A 13,106-nucleotide genomic window follows, 5' to 3' on the forward strand; every position below is an offset into this window, starting at 1 on the left:
TCACTCCTCCGTCGCGATGAACACGTTCTTGACGTCGGTGAAGGCGTGCAGCGCGTCCGGGCCCAGCTCGCGGCCCAGCCCGGAGCGCTTCATCCCGCCGAACGGCGTCCAGTACCGCACCGAGGAGTGCGAGTTGACGCTGAGGTTGCCCGCCTCCACGGCCCGCGCCACCCGCACCGCCCGGCCCACGTCCCGGGTCCAGATCGAGCCGGAGAGGCCGTACTCGGTGTCGTTGGCGAGCCGGATCGCGTCGGCCTCGTCGTCGAACGGGAGCACGGAGACGACCGGGCCGAAGATCTCCTCCCGCCAGTGCCGGTCCGCCGTCGACCCGGCGAGCAGCACCGTCGGGGGGTACCAGAAGCCGGGGCCGTCGGGGCGGGAGCCGGTGAAGGCCACCCTCGCCCCGTCGACGTACCCGGCCACCCGGTCGCGCTGGGCGGCGGAGATCAGCGGGCCCATCTCGGCGGTCTCCCGGGACGGGTCCTCCACCCGCAGCGCACGCACCGCCGGTTCGAGCAGCTCCAGGAACCGGTCGTACACCGGCCGCTGGACCAGGATCCGGGAGCGGGCGCAGCAGTCCTGGCCCGCGTTGTCGAAGACGGCGTACGGGGCGGTGGCCGCCGCCCGCTCCAGGTCGGCGTCGGCGAAGATGAGGTTGGCGCTCTTGCCGCCCAGCTCCAGGGTCAGCCGCTTCACCCCGGCGGCGCAGCCGGCCATGATCCGGGCGCCCACCTGGCTGGAGCCGGTGAAGCAGATCTTGCGAACCGCCGGATGGGTGACGAACCGCTCCCCCACCACAGATCCGGCTCCCGGCAGCACGGTGAACACGTCGTCGGGCAGTCCCGCCTCGCGGGCCAGCTCGGCCAGGCGCAGCGCCGTCAACGGGGTCAGCTCGGCGGGCTTGAGCACCACGGTGTTGCCGGCCGCGAGCGCCGGTGCGAAGCCCCAGGCGGCGATCGGCATCGGGAAGTTCCACGGCACGATCACCCCGACCACGCCGAGCGGTTCGTGGAAGGTCACGTCCAGCCCGCCCGGCACGGGGATCTGCCGCCCCGTCAGCCGCTCCGGCGCGCCCGCGTTGTAGTCGAGGACGTCCCGGACGTTGCCCGCCTCCCAGCGCGCGTTGGAGATCGTGTGCCCGCTGTTGCGCACCTCCAGTGCGGCCAGCTCCGCCACGTGCGCGTCCACCACCGCCGCGAACCGCCGCAGCAGCCGCGCCCGGTCCCCCGGCGCGACGGCCCGCCACCGCTCGAACGCCGTGTGCGCCCGCCCGATCGCGGCGTCGGTCTCCTCAACCGAAGCCGACGCCACCTCCCCCACCACCGCCCCCGTAGCCGGATCAACAACCTCCACCACACCCACCCCTCGCCCTCGCCCTCGCCCTTCGCCCCTCGCGACCACGCCCCTCGCGTCCGCGATCTTGCAGTTACTGCCCCGACAAAAGCCTCATACGCCTCAAGTCATGGGCACCAAGTGCAAGATCGCGGGGCTGGCGGGGGCGCGGGGGGCTGGCGGGGGCGCGGGGGGCGCGGGGGGCGGGCGGGGGCGCGCGGGGCGGGGGTCAGAGGCGTTCGAAGCCACGGTGGAGCTCCCAGTCCGTCACGGCGGCGTCGTAGGCCGTCAACTCGATCCGCGCCTGGTTGGCGTAGTGGGCGGTCACCTCGGCACCGAACGCCTCCGCCGCGACCGCCGAGCCCTCCCAGAGGGCCAGGGCGTCGCGCAGCGTGCCGGGCACCCGCTCGGCGGTCGGGTCGTCGTACGCGTTGCCGGTGCACTCCCCGCCCAGCTCCAGCTCGCGTTCGATGCCGTGCACCGCGCCGGCCACCAGCGCGGCGATGGCCAGGTACGGGTTCACGTCCGCCCCCGGCACCCGGTTCTCCACCCGCATGCCCTGCCCGTGCCCGACCAGCCGCAGCGCGCACGTGCGGTTGTCCGTGCCCCAGCGCAGCGCGGTGGGTGCGAACGACCCGGGCTGATAACGCTTGTACGAGTTGATGTTCGGAGCGAACAGCAGGCTGAACTCGCGCATGGTGGCCAGCAGCCCGGCCAGCACCCGCTGCCCGGTCACCGACAGTCGCGCCGGCCCGTCGCCGAGCATCGCCGACCGGCCGTCGGCGTCCCGCAGGGAGAAGTGGATGTGGCAGGAGTTGCCCTCCCGCTCGTTCGGCTTGGCCATGAAGGTGATCGACATGCCCTCCTGGGCGGCGATCTCCTTCGCCCCGTTCTTGTAGATCACGTGGTGGTCGGCGCAGGCCACCGCCTCGTCGTAGCGGAAGGCGATCTCGTGCTGGCCGAGGTTGCACTCCCCCTTCGCGCTCTCCGGGGTGAGCCCCGCCCCGGCCATCTCCCGGCGGATGCGGCGCAGCAGCGGCTCGACCCGGGCCGTGCCGAGCAGGGAGTAGTCCACGTTGTACTGGTTCGCCGGGGTCAGCTCCCGGTAGCCACGCCGCCAGGCGTCCTCGTACGAGTCGCGGAACAGCACGAACTCCAGCTCCGTGCCGGCGTACGCGGTCAGCCCGTGCGCGGCCAGCCGGTCGAGCTGACGGCGCAGGATCTGCCGGGGCGAGGCGACCACCGGGCCGGCCCTGTCCAGCCAGGCCAGATCTGCCAGGAGCAGGGCGCTGCCCGGCTGCCAGGGCACCCGGCGCAGCGTGTCGAGGTCCGGCACCATGGCGAAGTCGCCGTAGCCGCGTTCCCAGCTCGACATCGCGTACCCGTCGACGGTGTTCATCTCGACGTCGACGGCGAGCAGGTAGTTGCAGCCCTCGCTGCCGTGCGCGACCACCTGGTCGAGGAAGTAGGGGGCGTGGAACCGCTTGCCCTGCAACCGGCCCTGCATGTCGACCAGGGCCAGCACGACGGTGTCGATCTCGCCCTCGGCGACGGCGACCCGCAGTTGTTCCAGCGTGAGCGGAGCTTTCCTCATCGGCAGCCCTCCATCACCAAGGTCTACTGGCAGAACGGACTACCGTCAATGCCCCGTGCCGGGTCGCGTCAACCGTCGGGCAGGGGCACGGGCGGCGCCGCCGACCGGGCCGGGATGTCGACGGCCGGCGCTGTCGAGCTGCCCCATCCATGCGACCGGTGGAGGCACGGGGAGAGCGCCCCCACACATGGGGCAGCTCGACAGCGAGGCCGCGGTCGGTGCCGACGACGCCCTCGCCGCGGTTGCGGTGCGCCGCGGTGCGCCGCGCGCCAGCAAGATGTTTCGGCGCCAGCCCTCGACGGCCCTGGGGCGCGGCATCAGGGCCGTCGAGCGGGCCCGATGCCCGCCAACGACGGCGAGGGCCAAGAACGCGGCGAGGGCAAATTGCATTGCCGTTCCGGCGGGTCCGCCGCATGCTTGAGCCTGTGACCAGGCCCGATCGCGACGGGCCACCGCCGGGCGCTCGGACCGCCCGGCACCGCGGCGGCGCGGGACACGTCACCTCTCTCTCACCAGTACGGCGCTGCGCCGTACCCGACGCCCGTCCCGCGCCGCCGCACTCACCACCCCGGTCAGGCGAGCAGCAGGCCCGCCACCCAGAGCGCCGCGACGAGCAGCCCGGCGAGGAACTCGACAAGCATGGACAGGCCGGCCGCCGCCACCGCCTGCTTCGTCGCCGGCCAGGCCAGCCGCGAGTCACCCAGCCGCAGCCGCTCCGCCGCGAAGACCCCGCCGACGAAGCCGAGCAGCAGCCCGACCACCGGAACCACGAAGAAGCCGACGAGACCGAGCAGGCCACCGGCGAGCAGGGACGAGGTGGGCACCCCCGTCCGCTTCAGGTTCCGCCCCGGCCAGGCGTACTTGACGACGGTGCCACCGGCGACGACCACGGTGGCGGCGGCGAGCACCGCCCAGCGGCCGGGGCCGGCACCGCCGAAGATCGCCCAGACCAGCACCCCGCCCCAGCACAGCGGCAACGCCGGCAGACCGGGCACCACCACGCCGGCCAGCCCGGCGAGGATCGCCAGCCCGGCGAGTACGGCGACCGCCGCCTCCGTGTCCGTCAGGCTCATGCCGCCCTCCCCCGATCGTCCCCACCGCGCAGACGGGCGGTGATCTCCGCCGCCGGTGCCGGTGGGCCGAAGAACCGCCCCTGCCCGGTGTCGCAGCGCAGCGCGCGCAGCCGCTCGGCCTGCACCCCGGTCTCCACCGCCTCGGCGGTGACCCACAGTTCCAGCGCGTGCGCCAGCCGGACCAGCGCGTCCACGATCCGCTCGTCCCGATGGTCGGCCACCGCCTCGGCGTCCGCGCCCCGGATGCCCTCGACGAACGGCCCGGCCAGCTTCAGACAGTGGATCGGCAGCCGGCGCAGGTACGCCAGGTTGGAGTAGCCGGTGCCGAAGTCGTCGATCGCCAGCCGTACGCCGAGCGCGGACAGCCGGTGCAGTGACCGCAGCGGCTCCCCGGCGGTGCCCATCAACGCGCTCTCGGTCAACTCCAGTTGCAGCAGGTCCGCCGGCAGCCCGGTGGAGGCCAGCGCGTCGGCGACCGTGTCCACGATGCCCGGGTCGTCGGCCTGCCGGGCGGCCAGGTTGACGCTGACCACCAGCCGGGCCCTGGGAAACTCGCGCCGCCACGCCTCCGCGTCCCGACAGGCCTGCCGCAGCACCCACTCGCCGAGGCGGACGATCAGCCCGGTCTCCTCGGCCAGCCCGATGAACCCGTCCGGCCCGATCAGCCCCAGCTCCGGGTGCTGCCACCGGACCAGCGCCTCCACCGCCAGCATCGAGCCCTCCAGCAGGGAGACGATGGGCTGGTAGTGCAGCACGAACTCGCCCCGGTCCAGTGCCGCCGGCAGCCCGGCGGCCAGCGCGGAACGGGCGATGTCCCGGGCGCCGCGCTCCGGGTCGTACACCGCCCAGCGGCCCCGGCCCTCCGCCTTCGCCCAGTAGAGCGTGGTGTCGGCGGCCTTCATCAGCTCCGAGGCGCTCGTCCCGCCGACCGGGCACTCGACGATGCCGACGCTGGCCGAGACCGCGAGCTGGTGTTCGCCGATGTGGACCGGCGCGGAGACCGCCGCCAGGGCCGTCTCGGCGACCGCCACCGCGTCGTCGATCCCCGCGCCGTCGTCGACCAGGACGACGAACTCGTCCCCGCCCATCCGGGCCACCAGGTGGCCGTGTTCCGCCACGCACCCGGCCAGCCGCCGGGCGATCACCACGAGCAGCCGGTCGCCGAGGTCGTGGCCGAGGCTGTCGTTGACCGCCTTGAAGCCGTCCAGGTCGAGGAAGCAGACCCCGACCCGATGGTCCGCGGGGGCCTGGGCGAACACCCGCCCCAGCGTCTCGAAGAACAGGGTCCGGTTGGGCAGGCCGGTGAGCGGGTCGTGCAGCGCCTGGAAGCGCAGCCGCTGCTGGAGTTCGTACCGCTCGGTGATGTCCTCGATCATCGCGACCGTGAACCGGGGTCGCCCGTCGTCGTGCCGGATCAGCGAGACGGACAGGTCCGTCCAGACGACGCTGCCGTCCTTGCGGTAGTACCGCTTCTCCACCCGGGCGCTGTCGTGCTTGCCCTCGATCAGCTCCTGGTACAGCTCCCACATCCCGGCCGCGTCGTCGGGGTGGAACAGCGACGCGACGTTGATCTGCCGCAGCTCCTCGATGGAGTAGCCGAGCATGTCCGCGAACGCCTGGTTCACGTCGATGATCTGACCGTCGATGCCGGCGATGCCGATGCCCGTGGCCGCGCCGACGAAGACCGCCCGGAACCGGGCCTCGCTGTCCCGCAGGGCCTGCTCCACCTCGTCGCGCGCCTGCCAGGCCGAGCGGGCGATCCGTTCCTGCTGGGCGAACGTACGGTCGCGCAACGCCCGGCCGAAGCCGGCGGCGAGGGCGCCCTGCACCGCCGCGACCCGCGCCGCCGTCTCGGGCCGGTGCGCCCACCCGGGCAGCACCTGGGAGAGGAACCGGTCGCCGAGGGCCCGCACCGACCAGTCGAGCACCCCCGGCTCGGTCAGGTGCTCCTCGATCAACGCGCGCCCGACCTCCTCGGCGGGCAGCGGCGAGAACGGGTCGGCGACCAGGGCCTGGGCCAGCCGGACGGTGTGCAGGTGCAGCAGCCGCTCGGTCTCGGCGGCGCTCAGCGGCACGAACCCGAGCCGGCGTACGGCCCGGGCCCATTCGGCCGCGTACCGCTGGGCGCCCGACCGGCTGAGGGCGTCGCCGTCGGGATCCGGGACGGCGGCCATCGGATCAGACGGTGGGCCGGTCGTAGCGGGCGACGCCGCCGAAGGCCCCGAACCGCTCCGGGTGGTCGTCCACGTCGGAGGGCGAGTCGGGTCGCCACAGCGGCATGTGCACCACGCCGGGCTCCAGGATCGTCCAGTCGCCGAAGAAGCTCGTGACCTGCGCCCGGGAGCGCAGCGTGATCTCGGTGTCGGTCCGCGCGGAGAGACGCTGCGCGTCGAGCATCTCCTGTGGCTGGTCCTCGAAGGTGGAGTGCGAGACGACCAGGTAGCTGCCCGGGGCCGCGGCGGCCCGCAGGGTGGCCAGGACGTCGTCGGGACGGTCGGCGTCCCCGACGAAGTGCACCACCCCGGCGAGCAGGATGCCCATCGGGCGGTCGAAGTCGAGCAGCGCCAGGCCCCGGGCCTCGGCCAGGATCCGCTCCGGCTCGCGCAGATCGGCGTGGATCACCCCGGTCAGCTCGTTGTCGGCGAGCAGCTCCCGGCTGTGCGCCACCGCGACCGGGTCGATGTCGACGTAGACCACCCGGGCCTTGGGGTTGGCGGTCTGGGCGACCTCGTGCACGTTGCCGACGGTCGGGATGCCGGAGCCGATGTCGAGGAACTGGTCGACGCCGGCGTCGAGCAGCGTCCGTACGGCCCGGCGGAGGAACTCCCGGCCGGCGCGCATCGTCGCCGCCAGGTTGGGGGTCATGCTGGCGATCTGCTCGGCGAGCCGCCGGTCGATCTCGAAGTTGTGCGCCCCGCCGAGGAAGTAGTCGTACACCCTGGCCGCGCTCGGCCGGGAGAGGTCGATCTCGGCGGGAAGTCCGTCCGGCATCTGCACTGCTGCACCCCAAGTCGTCGCCGCGGTGCGGGAGGGCACCGGTGCCGGCGCGTGCGGGGCACGCGCGGGACGCACCGGCCGACCCGCGGATCGTGTGGTGCTCACCACTCTAGGCCGCGAACTCCACGCTCCGGGAGATGCCATGACCCACTTCGTCGGCGCTGCCCGCGCGGTTGCGGGGGCGGGTCAGGCGGCTTCCAGGAGCAGCGAGATGCCCTGCCCGACGCCGACGCACATGGTGGCGAGCGCCCGCCGGCCGCCCCGGCGGCGCAACTCCAGCGCGGCGGTCAGCGCCAGCCGCGCGCCGCTGGCACCGAGCGGGTGCCCGAGCGCGATCGCCCCGCCGTTCGGGTTGACGTGCTCGGCGTCGGTCGGCAGGCCCAGCTCGCGCAGCACCGCGACGGACTGCGCGGCGAACGCCTCGTTCAGCTCGATCACGTCGACCGCGTCGAGACCGAGGCCGAGGCGGTCGAGCAGCTTCCGGGTGGCCGGCACCGGGCCGACGCCCATCACCCGCGGCGGTACGCCGGCCACGGCGGCCCCGGCGACCCGGGCCAGCGGGGTCAGGTGGTGGCGGGCGACGGCCGCCTCGGAGGCGACCAGCAGTGCCACCGCGCCGTCGTTGACGCCCGAGGAGTTGCCGGCGGTCACCGTGCCGCCCGCGCGGAACGGGGTGGGCAGCGCGGCGAGCTTCTCCAGCGAGGTCTCCCGGGGGTGCTCGTCGACCTCGACGAGTTTCGTCTCGCGCCGCCCCGCCGGCACGGTCACTCCCACGATCTCCTCGGCGAACCGGCCCTCGGCCTGCGCCCTGGCCGCCCGCTGCTGCGACCGGTACGCGAACTCGTCCTGCTCGGCGCGGCCGACGCCGAAGTCGGCGGCGACGTTCTCCGCCGTCTCCGGCATGGAGTCGATGCCCCAGTGCTTCTCCATCAGCGGGTTGACCAGCCGCCAGCCGATGGTGGTGTCGTAGACCTCGGCGGTGCGGGAGAACGGGGTGGTCGCCTTCGGCAGCACGAACGGGGCGCGGCTCATGCTCTCCACCCCGCCGGCCACCACGAGGTCGGCCTCGCCGGCCACGACGGACCGGGCCGCGGTGGCGAGCGCGTCGAGGCCGGAGCCGCAGAGCCGGTTGACCGTGCTGCCGGGCACCTCGGCGGGCAGCCCGCCGAGCAGGGCCGCCATCCGGGCCACGTTGCGGTTGTCCTCGCCGGCCTGGTTGGCGCAGCCCAGGATCACGTCGTCCACCCGCGCCCAGTCCACGGACGGGTGCCGGGCGACCAGCTCGCGGATCACGTGCGCCGCCAGGTCGTCGGGGCGGACACCGGCGAGTGCGCCGGCGTACCGGCCGATCGGGGTGCGGACACCGGCCACCAGGTATGCCACGGTCATCGACGCGATCCTTCGGGGGTGGGAAGGGCACGGGGTGGGGCGCGGTCCCGGGTCACGGGTACGCCCGGCCGCCAGGATATCCGCGCCCGCAGCCGATAGGTTTGGCGGCATGGCCCAGGCCCAGTTCAGCGCAGAGACCAGTGGCAGCGGCGCGTTCGTCCGCCAGCCCAACCGGTTCACCGGTCGGGTGACGCCGGACTCCGACTCCCCGCCCGGCGGCGGGCCGGACGCGCAGGGCCGGTGGCCGCTGGAGCCGGGCCGCTACCGGCTCATCTGGTGCCGGGCCTGCCCGTGGGCGCACCGGGCCCGGATCGTACGCGGGCTGCTCGGCCTGACGGACGCGATCTCCCTCGGCACGGTCGACCCGATCCGCGACGAGCGGGGCTGGCGGTTCACCCTCGACCCGGACGGGTTCGACCCGGTGCTCGGCATCGGGTTCCTCTCCGAGGCCTACCTGGCGACCGACCCCGACTACACCGGCCGGGTCACCGTGCCGGCACTTGTCGACACCCGCACCGGCCGGGTGGTCACCAACGACTACCCGCAGCTCACGCTCGACCTCTCGACGCAGTGGCGGGCGCTGCACCGGCCCGGGGCGCCGGACCTCTACCCCGAGGCGCTGCGGCCGGAGCTGGACGCCCTGATGGCGGAGATCCACCGGGACGTCAACAACGGCGTCTACCGGTGCGGCTTCGCCACCTCCCAGGCCGCGTACGACGAGGCGTTCACGGCCCTCTTCGCCCGGCTCGACGCGCTGTCGGAGCGGCTGGCCGGCCGGCGTTACCTGATGGGCGACGCGATCACCGAGGCCGACGTACGGCTGTTCACCACCCTGGTCCGCTTCGACGTCGCGTACCACGGGCACTTCAAGTGCAACCGGCAGAAGCTCACCGAGCTGCCGGTGCTGTGGGCGTACGCGCGGGACCTGTTCCAGACGCCGGGCTTCGGCGAGACCGTCGACTTCGACCACATCAAGCGGCACTACTACGCGACCCACGCGGCGATCAACCCGACGGGGATCGTCCCGCTCGGCCCCGACACCTCCGGCTGGACCACGCCGCACGGGCGTGGCTGAGCCGCCCCGGGCCGCCCCGACCGTCACCCCGCCCCGGGCCGCCGCCGCGTCGGCCGCCGCCGGCTGCGTCGTCGCCGGCACGGTCGCGGTGGTCGTCGCCGTGATCGCCGGTCCCGGTCCGGGCCTGACCGCGTACGTCAGCGAGGCGGGCGTCACCGAGAGCCCGTACGCCCCGGCGTACCGGATCGGGGTCTTCGCCCTGGCCGCCGGGACGCTGCTGCTCGCCGCGGCGCTGCCCCCGGTGCTGCGGCTGGCGGCCGCGCTGCTCGCCGCCGGAAGTGTCTTCGCGCTGGTCTCCGGCGCGGTGGCGTGCAGCGCGGGCTGCCCGCTGCCGCCGTACGAGCGGGCCAGCGCGACGGACCTGGTGCACGGCGGGGCGAGCATCCTCGCGGTGGCCGCCGTGGTCTTCGCGATGCTGGCGATCGCCTTCGCGCGGGCGGCCGGCCGGACGTTGCGCCGGCTGGCCGCCGGGTCGGCCTCGGTGGCGCTGCCGCTGGCCGGGGCGCTGGCGCTGGCGATGCTCGTGGTCGGCAGGGGCGCCCTGGTCGGGACGCTGGAGCGGGTGCTGCTCCTCGCGGTCCTCCTCTGGGCCGTCACCACCGCCACCACCCTCGCCCTCCGCCGGTAAGGAAGGGCACCTTGTTAACGCCTGCGGTAGAGGAAGGGCCCCTTCCTAACCGCTGGCGTAAGGAGTGTCACCGGAATGGGCCCTTCCGAAACATCGACGGGTGGCGTTAACCTCGGCAGGCGATGACCAACGTCTGGCACCTCACCGTGCGCCTGTACGTCGACCTCCGACTACAGGCCAGCGGCGTCTGTCCGGCGCAGCCGCTCCCCTGACGCTGCCCCGTTCGGACCTCCAGACCCTGGGACACCTCTGATGTCATCCGCCCTACGCAAGATCCCCTTCTCCGTGCAGATCCTGCTCGGCCTCGTCCTCGGCGTGGCGCTCGGCTTCCTCGCCCGCGCCAACGACCTGAGCTGGCTGGCCAGCACCCTCGACACCGTCGGCGGCCTCTTCGTCCAGTTGCTCAAGCTGGCCGTCCCGCCGCTGGTCTTCACCGCCATCGTGGTCAGCGTGGTCAGCCTGCGCGGCGTGGCCAACGCCGCCCGGCTGGCGCTGAAGACACTGCTCTGGTTCGGCCTCACCGCGCTGATCGCGGTGGGCGTCGGCATCGGGCTCGGCCTGCTCACCGACCCGGGCCGCGGCGTCACCCTCGACACGGCGGGCGCCACCGCGCCCACCCGGACGGGCTCCTGGACCGACTTCCTCACCGGCATCGTGCCGACCAACCCGGTGGGCGCGTTCGTCGAGGGCAACGTCCTCCAGATCGTCTTCCTGGCCCTCGTCGTCGGCGCGGCGGCGCTGCTGGTCGGCGAGGCCGCCGAGCCGTTCGTGGCGATCAACCGCGCGCTGCTGGAGATCGTCCAGAAGGCGCTGTGGTGGGTCATCCGGCTCGCCCCGATCGGCACCCTGGGCCTGATCGGCCACGCCGTCGCGTCGTACGGCTGGGACCTGGTGGCCCCGCTGGCGAAGTTCACCACCGCCGTCTACGTCGGCTGCGCGATCGTGCTGTTCGTGGTCTACCCGCTGCTGCTGGTGGCGGCCGGCCGGCTCAACCCGCTGCGCTTCTTCGCCGGCGCCTGGCCCGCGATCGAGCTGGCCTTCGTCTCCCGTTCCTCCGTGGGCACGATGCCGGTGACGCAGCGCTCGGTCGAGCGGCTCGGCGTCCCCCGCGAGTACGCCTCGTTCGCGGTGCCGTTCGGCGCGACCACGAAGATGGACGGCTGCGCGGCGATCTACCCGGCGCTGGCCGCGATCTTCGTCGCCCAGGTCTTCGGGGTGCACCTCGGCGTCACCGACTACCTGCTGATCGCCTTCGTCTCGGTGGTCGGCTCGGCCGCCACCGCCGGCCTGACCGGCGCGATCGTGATGCTCACGCTGACGTTGAGCACGCTGGGCCTGCCGCTGGCCGGTGCCGGTCTGCTGTTGGCGATCGACCCGATCCTGGACATGATCCGCACCGCCACCAACGTCGCCGGACAGGCACTGGTGCCGACCATCGTGGCCGCCCGCGAGGGCACCCTGGACCGGGCCGCGTACGACTCGGCCGGCCGCCGGCCGCCGCTCGCCGACACCGGGACCGACACCACCCCCACCGACGCGGGGCAGCGCCGGCCCGACGACCTGAGTCCCGTACCGGCCTGACCCACCCGACGCCCGACCACGCCGACCGAGCGGCGGTGCCCGCTTCCCGGCGGCCCCACCCGAGGGCGGCCCACCGCGACGCCGTGGGCCGCCCTCGCCGGGCGCACCGACGTGCCGACGCACCCGGCGAGCCGGGGCGGGGCCCTGGTGGGGTCCCGCCCCGCGGCTCGGAGAGGATGACCGCATGAGTGCCCTGTTCACCCCGTTGACCCTGCGTACCGTGACCCTGCCCAACCGGATCGCCCTGGCGCCGATGTGCCAGTACACCGCCGGTCCCGACGGCCTGCCCACCGACTGGCACCTGGTGCACCTGGGGGCCCGGGCGGTCGGCGGCGCCGGCCTGGTGATGACCGAGGCCACCGCCGTGCTGCCCGAGGGGCGGATCAGCCCCCAGGACACCGGGCTCTGGTCGGGGGCGCACGTCGACGCCTGGCGGCCGGTGACCGCGTTCGTCGCCGCACACGGCGCCGCGCCGGTCGTCCAGCTGGCGCACGCCGGGTTCAAGGCGTCGACGTACCGGCCCTGGGCGCCACGGCGGGGCGGGGTGCCCGACGCGGAGGGCGGCTGGACGCCGGTCGGGCCCGGGTCGGCGCCGTTCGTGCCCGACTACCGGGTGCCCACCGCGCTGGACGAGGCCGGCATCGCCGACGTCATCGAGGCGTTCGCGGCGGCGGCCAATCGGGCGGTCGACGCCGGATTCGCCGCCGTGGAGATCCACGCCGCGCACGGCTACCTGCTGCACGAGTTCCTCTCCCCGCTGACCAACCGCCGGGACGACGGCTGGGGCGGGGACCGGTCCGGCCGGATGCGGCTGACCCTGGCGGTGGCCCGGGCGGTCCGCGCGGCCGTCGGCGAGGACGCGCCCGTGCTGACCCGGATCTCGGCCACCGACTGGGAGCCGGAGGGCTGGACGGTGGAGGACAGCGTGGTGCTCGCCCGCGAGCTGTCCGCTGCCGGAGTCGACCTGGTCGACTGCTCCTCGGGCGGGGCGTCGGCCACCGCCACCGTCCCGGTCGGCCCCGCTTACCAGGTGCCACTGGCCGCCCGGGTACGCCGCGAGGCGGGGGTCGCCACTGGCGCGGTCGGCCTGATCGTCGAACCGGAGCAGGCCGAGGAGATCGTCGCGGCCGGCGACGCCGACCTGGTCCTGCTCGGGCGCGAGCTGCTACGCGACCCGTACTGGCCGCACCGCGCCGCCACCAAGCTCGGCGCCACCCCCACCTGGCCCGCCCAGTACGCCCGCGCCACCTGACCCCCTCTCCCACCCCACCCCGCCCGCCCGCCCCGGCCCGCCCGGCCCGTTGATCATGACGTTGACGGCGATGTCGATCTCCATCCGTGCCGCTAACCCCATGATCAACGGGCGGAGCCGGGCCGGGGCCAAGCGGGCGGGGCGCGGGCGGGGCGGGGCGGGGGGGGGGAGATCGGACGTGGACA

The 13,106-nt window shown here is 74.2% G+C and carries 10 protein-coding genes; 4 read left to right on the forward strand and 6 right to left on the reverse strand.

The annotated features are described in order from the left end of the window. The 6 genes from ABZ809_RS26785 to pcaF form a co-directional block, all read right to left on the reverse strand. Positions 1–1,362 (reverse strand): aldehyde dehydrogenase family protein, encoded by a 1,362-nt coding sequence (locus ABZ809_RS26785; RefSeq protein ID WP_357565361.1) that lies wholly within the window; start codon positions 1,360–1,362, stop codon positions 1–3. A gap of 199 nt (positions 1,363–1,561) precedes the next feature. After that, positions 1,562–2,926, reverse strand: coding sequence for a glutamine synthetase family protein (locus tag ABZ809_RS26790; protein ID WP_357565362.1), 1,365 nt, complete (start codon positions 2,924–2,926; stop codon positions 1,562–1,564). A gap of 572 nt (positions 2,927–3,498) precedes the next feature. Beyond that, entirely contained in the window at positions 3,499–3,999 is a 501-nt protein-coding gene (locus ABZ809_RS26795; RefSeq protein ID WP_357565363.1) for a DUF456 domain-containing protein, read from the reverse strand. Further along, a complete protein-coding gene (locus ABZ809_RS26800) occupies positions 3,996–6,173 on the reverse strand; it encodes an EAL domain-containing protein (protein ID WP_357565364.1) in 2,178 nt (725 codons plus the stop codon). Before ABZ809_RS26800 ends, ABZ809_RS26795 begins: the two co-directional genes overlap by 4 nt. A 4-nt stretch (positions 6,174–6,177) precedes the next feature. Further along, positions 6,178–6,996: an SAM-dependent methyltransferase gene (locus tag ABZ809_RS26805; protein ID WP_357565365.1), complete on the reverse strand. Its 819-nt coding sequence runs from the start codon at positions 6,994–6,996 to the stop codon at positions 6,178–6,180. Positions 6,997–7,182: 186 nt separating this feature from the next. After that, positions 7,183–8,385, reverse strand: a complete 1,203-nt coding sequence (pcaF, locus tag ABZ809_RS26810) for a 3-oxoadipyl-CoA thiolase (RefSeq protein ID WP_357565366.1) — start codon at positions 8,383–8,385, stop codon at positions 7,183–7,185. A 109-nt stretch (positions 8,386–8,494) separates the two neighbouring features. Here pcaF and ABZ809_RS26815 point away from each other — a divergent pair, with 109 nt between their 5' ends. The 4 genes from ABZ809_RS26815 (at position 8,495) to ABZ809_RS26830 (ending at position 12,921) form a co-directional block, all read left to right on the forward strand. Then, positions 8,495–9,460: a glutathione S-transferase C-terminal domain-containing protein gene (locus ABZ809_RS26815; RefSeq protein WP_357565367.1), complete on the forward strand. Its 966-nt coding sequence runs from the start codon at positions 8,495–8,497 to the stop codon at positions 9,458–9,460. Continuing rightward, entirely contained in the window at positions 9,453–10,088 is a 636-nt protein-coding gene (locus tag ABZ809_RS26820; protein WP_357565368.1) for a DUF998 domain-containing protein, read from the forward strand. The genes ABZ809_RS26815 and ABZ809_RS26820 overlap by 8 nt, the downstream gene beginning before the upstream one ends. A gap of 252 nt (positions 10,089–10,340) precedes the next feature. Beyond that, the gene (locus tag ABZ809_RS26825; RefSeq protein ID WP_357565369.1) at positions 10,341–11,669 is read left to right on the forward strand and encodes a dicarboxylate/amino acid:cation symporter; all 1,329 of its coding nucleotides are present in this window, start codon (positions 10,341–10,343) and stop codon (positions 11,667–11,669) included. 184 nt (positions 11,670–11,853) lie between these two features. Further along, on the forward strand, positions 11,854–12,921 hold the full coding sequence (locus ABZ809_RS26830; RefSeq protein ID WP_357565370.1) for an NADH:flavin oxidoreductase/NADH oxidase: 1,068 nt from the start codon (positions 11,854–11,856) through the stop codon (positions 12,919–12,921). The last annotated feature ends 185 nt before the right edge of the window (positions 12,922–13,106 follow it).

The organism is Micromonospora sp. NPDC047074 (assembly GCF_040643815.1).
GTDB lineage: Bacteria > Actinomycetota > Actinomycetes > Mycobacteriales > Micromonosporaceae > Micromonospora.

Excerpts from the sequence above, each read along its gene's own strand:
- ABZ809_RS26825 (WP_357565369.1), top strand. The coding sequence starts at position 10,341 with ATGTCATCCGCCCTACGCAAGATCCCCTTCTCCGTGCAGATCCTGCTC.
- ABZ809_RS26795 (WP_357565363.1), bottom strand. The coding sequence starts at position 3,999 with ATGAGCCTGACGGACACGGAGGCGGCGGTCGCCGTACTCGCCGGGCTG.
- pcaF (WP_357565366.1), bottom strand. The coding sequence starts at position 8,385 with ATGACCGTGGCATACCTGGTGGCCGGTGTCCGCACCCCGATCGGCCGG.
- ABZ809_RS26830 (WP_357565370.1), top strand. The coding sequence starts at position 11,854 with ATGAGTGCCCTGTTCACCCCGTTGACCCTGCGTACCGTGACCCTGCCC.
- ABZ809_RS26800 (WP_357565364.1), bottom strand. The coding sequence starts at position 6,173 with ATGGCCGCCGTCCCGGATCCCGACGGCGACGCCCTCAGCCGGTCGGGC.
- ABZ809_RS26815 (WP_357565367.1), top strand. The coding sequence starts at position 8,495 with ATGGCCCAGGCCCAGTTCAGCGCAGAGACCAGTGGCAGCGGCGCGTTC.
- ABZ809_RS26790 (WP_357565362.1), bottom strand. The coding sequence starts at position 2,926 with ATGAGGAAAGCTCCGCTCACGCTGGAACAACTGCGGGTCGCCGTCGCC.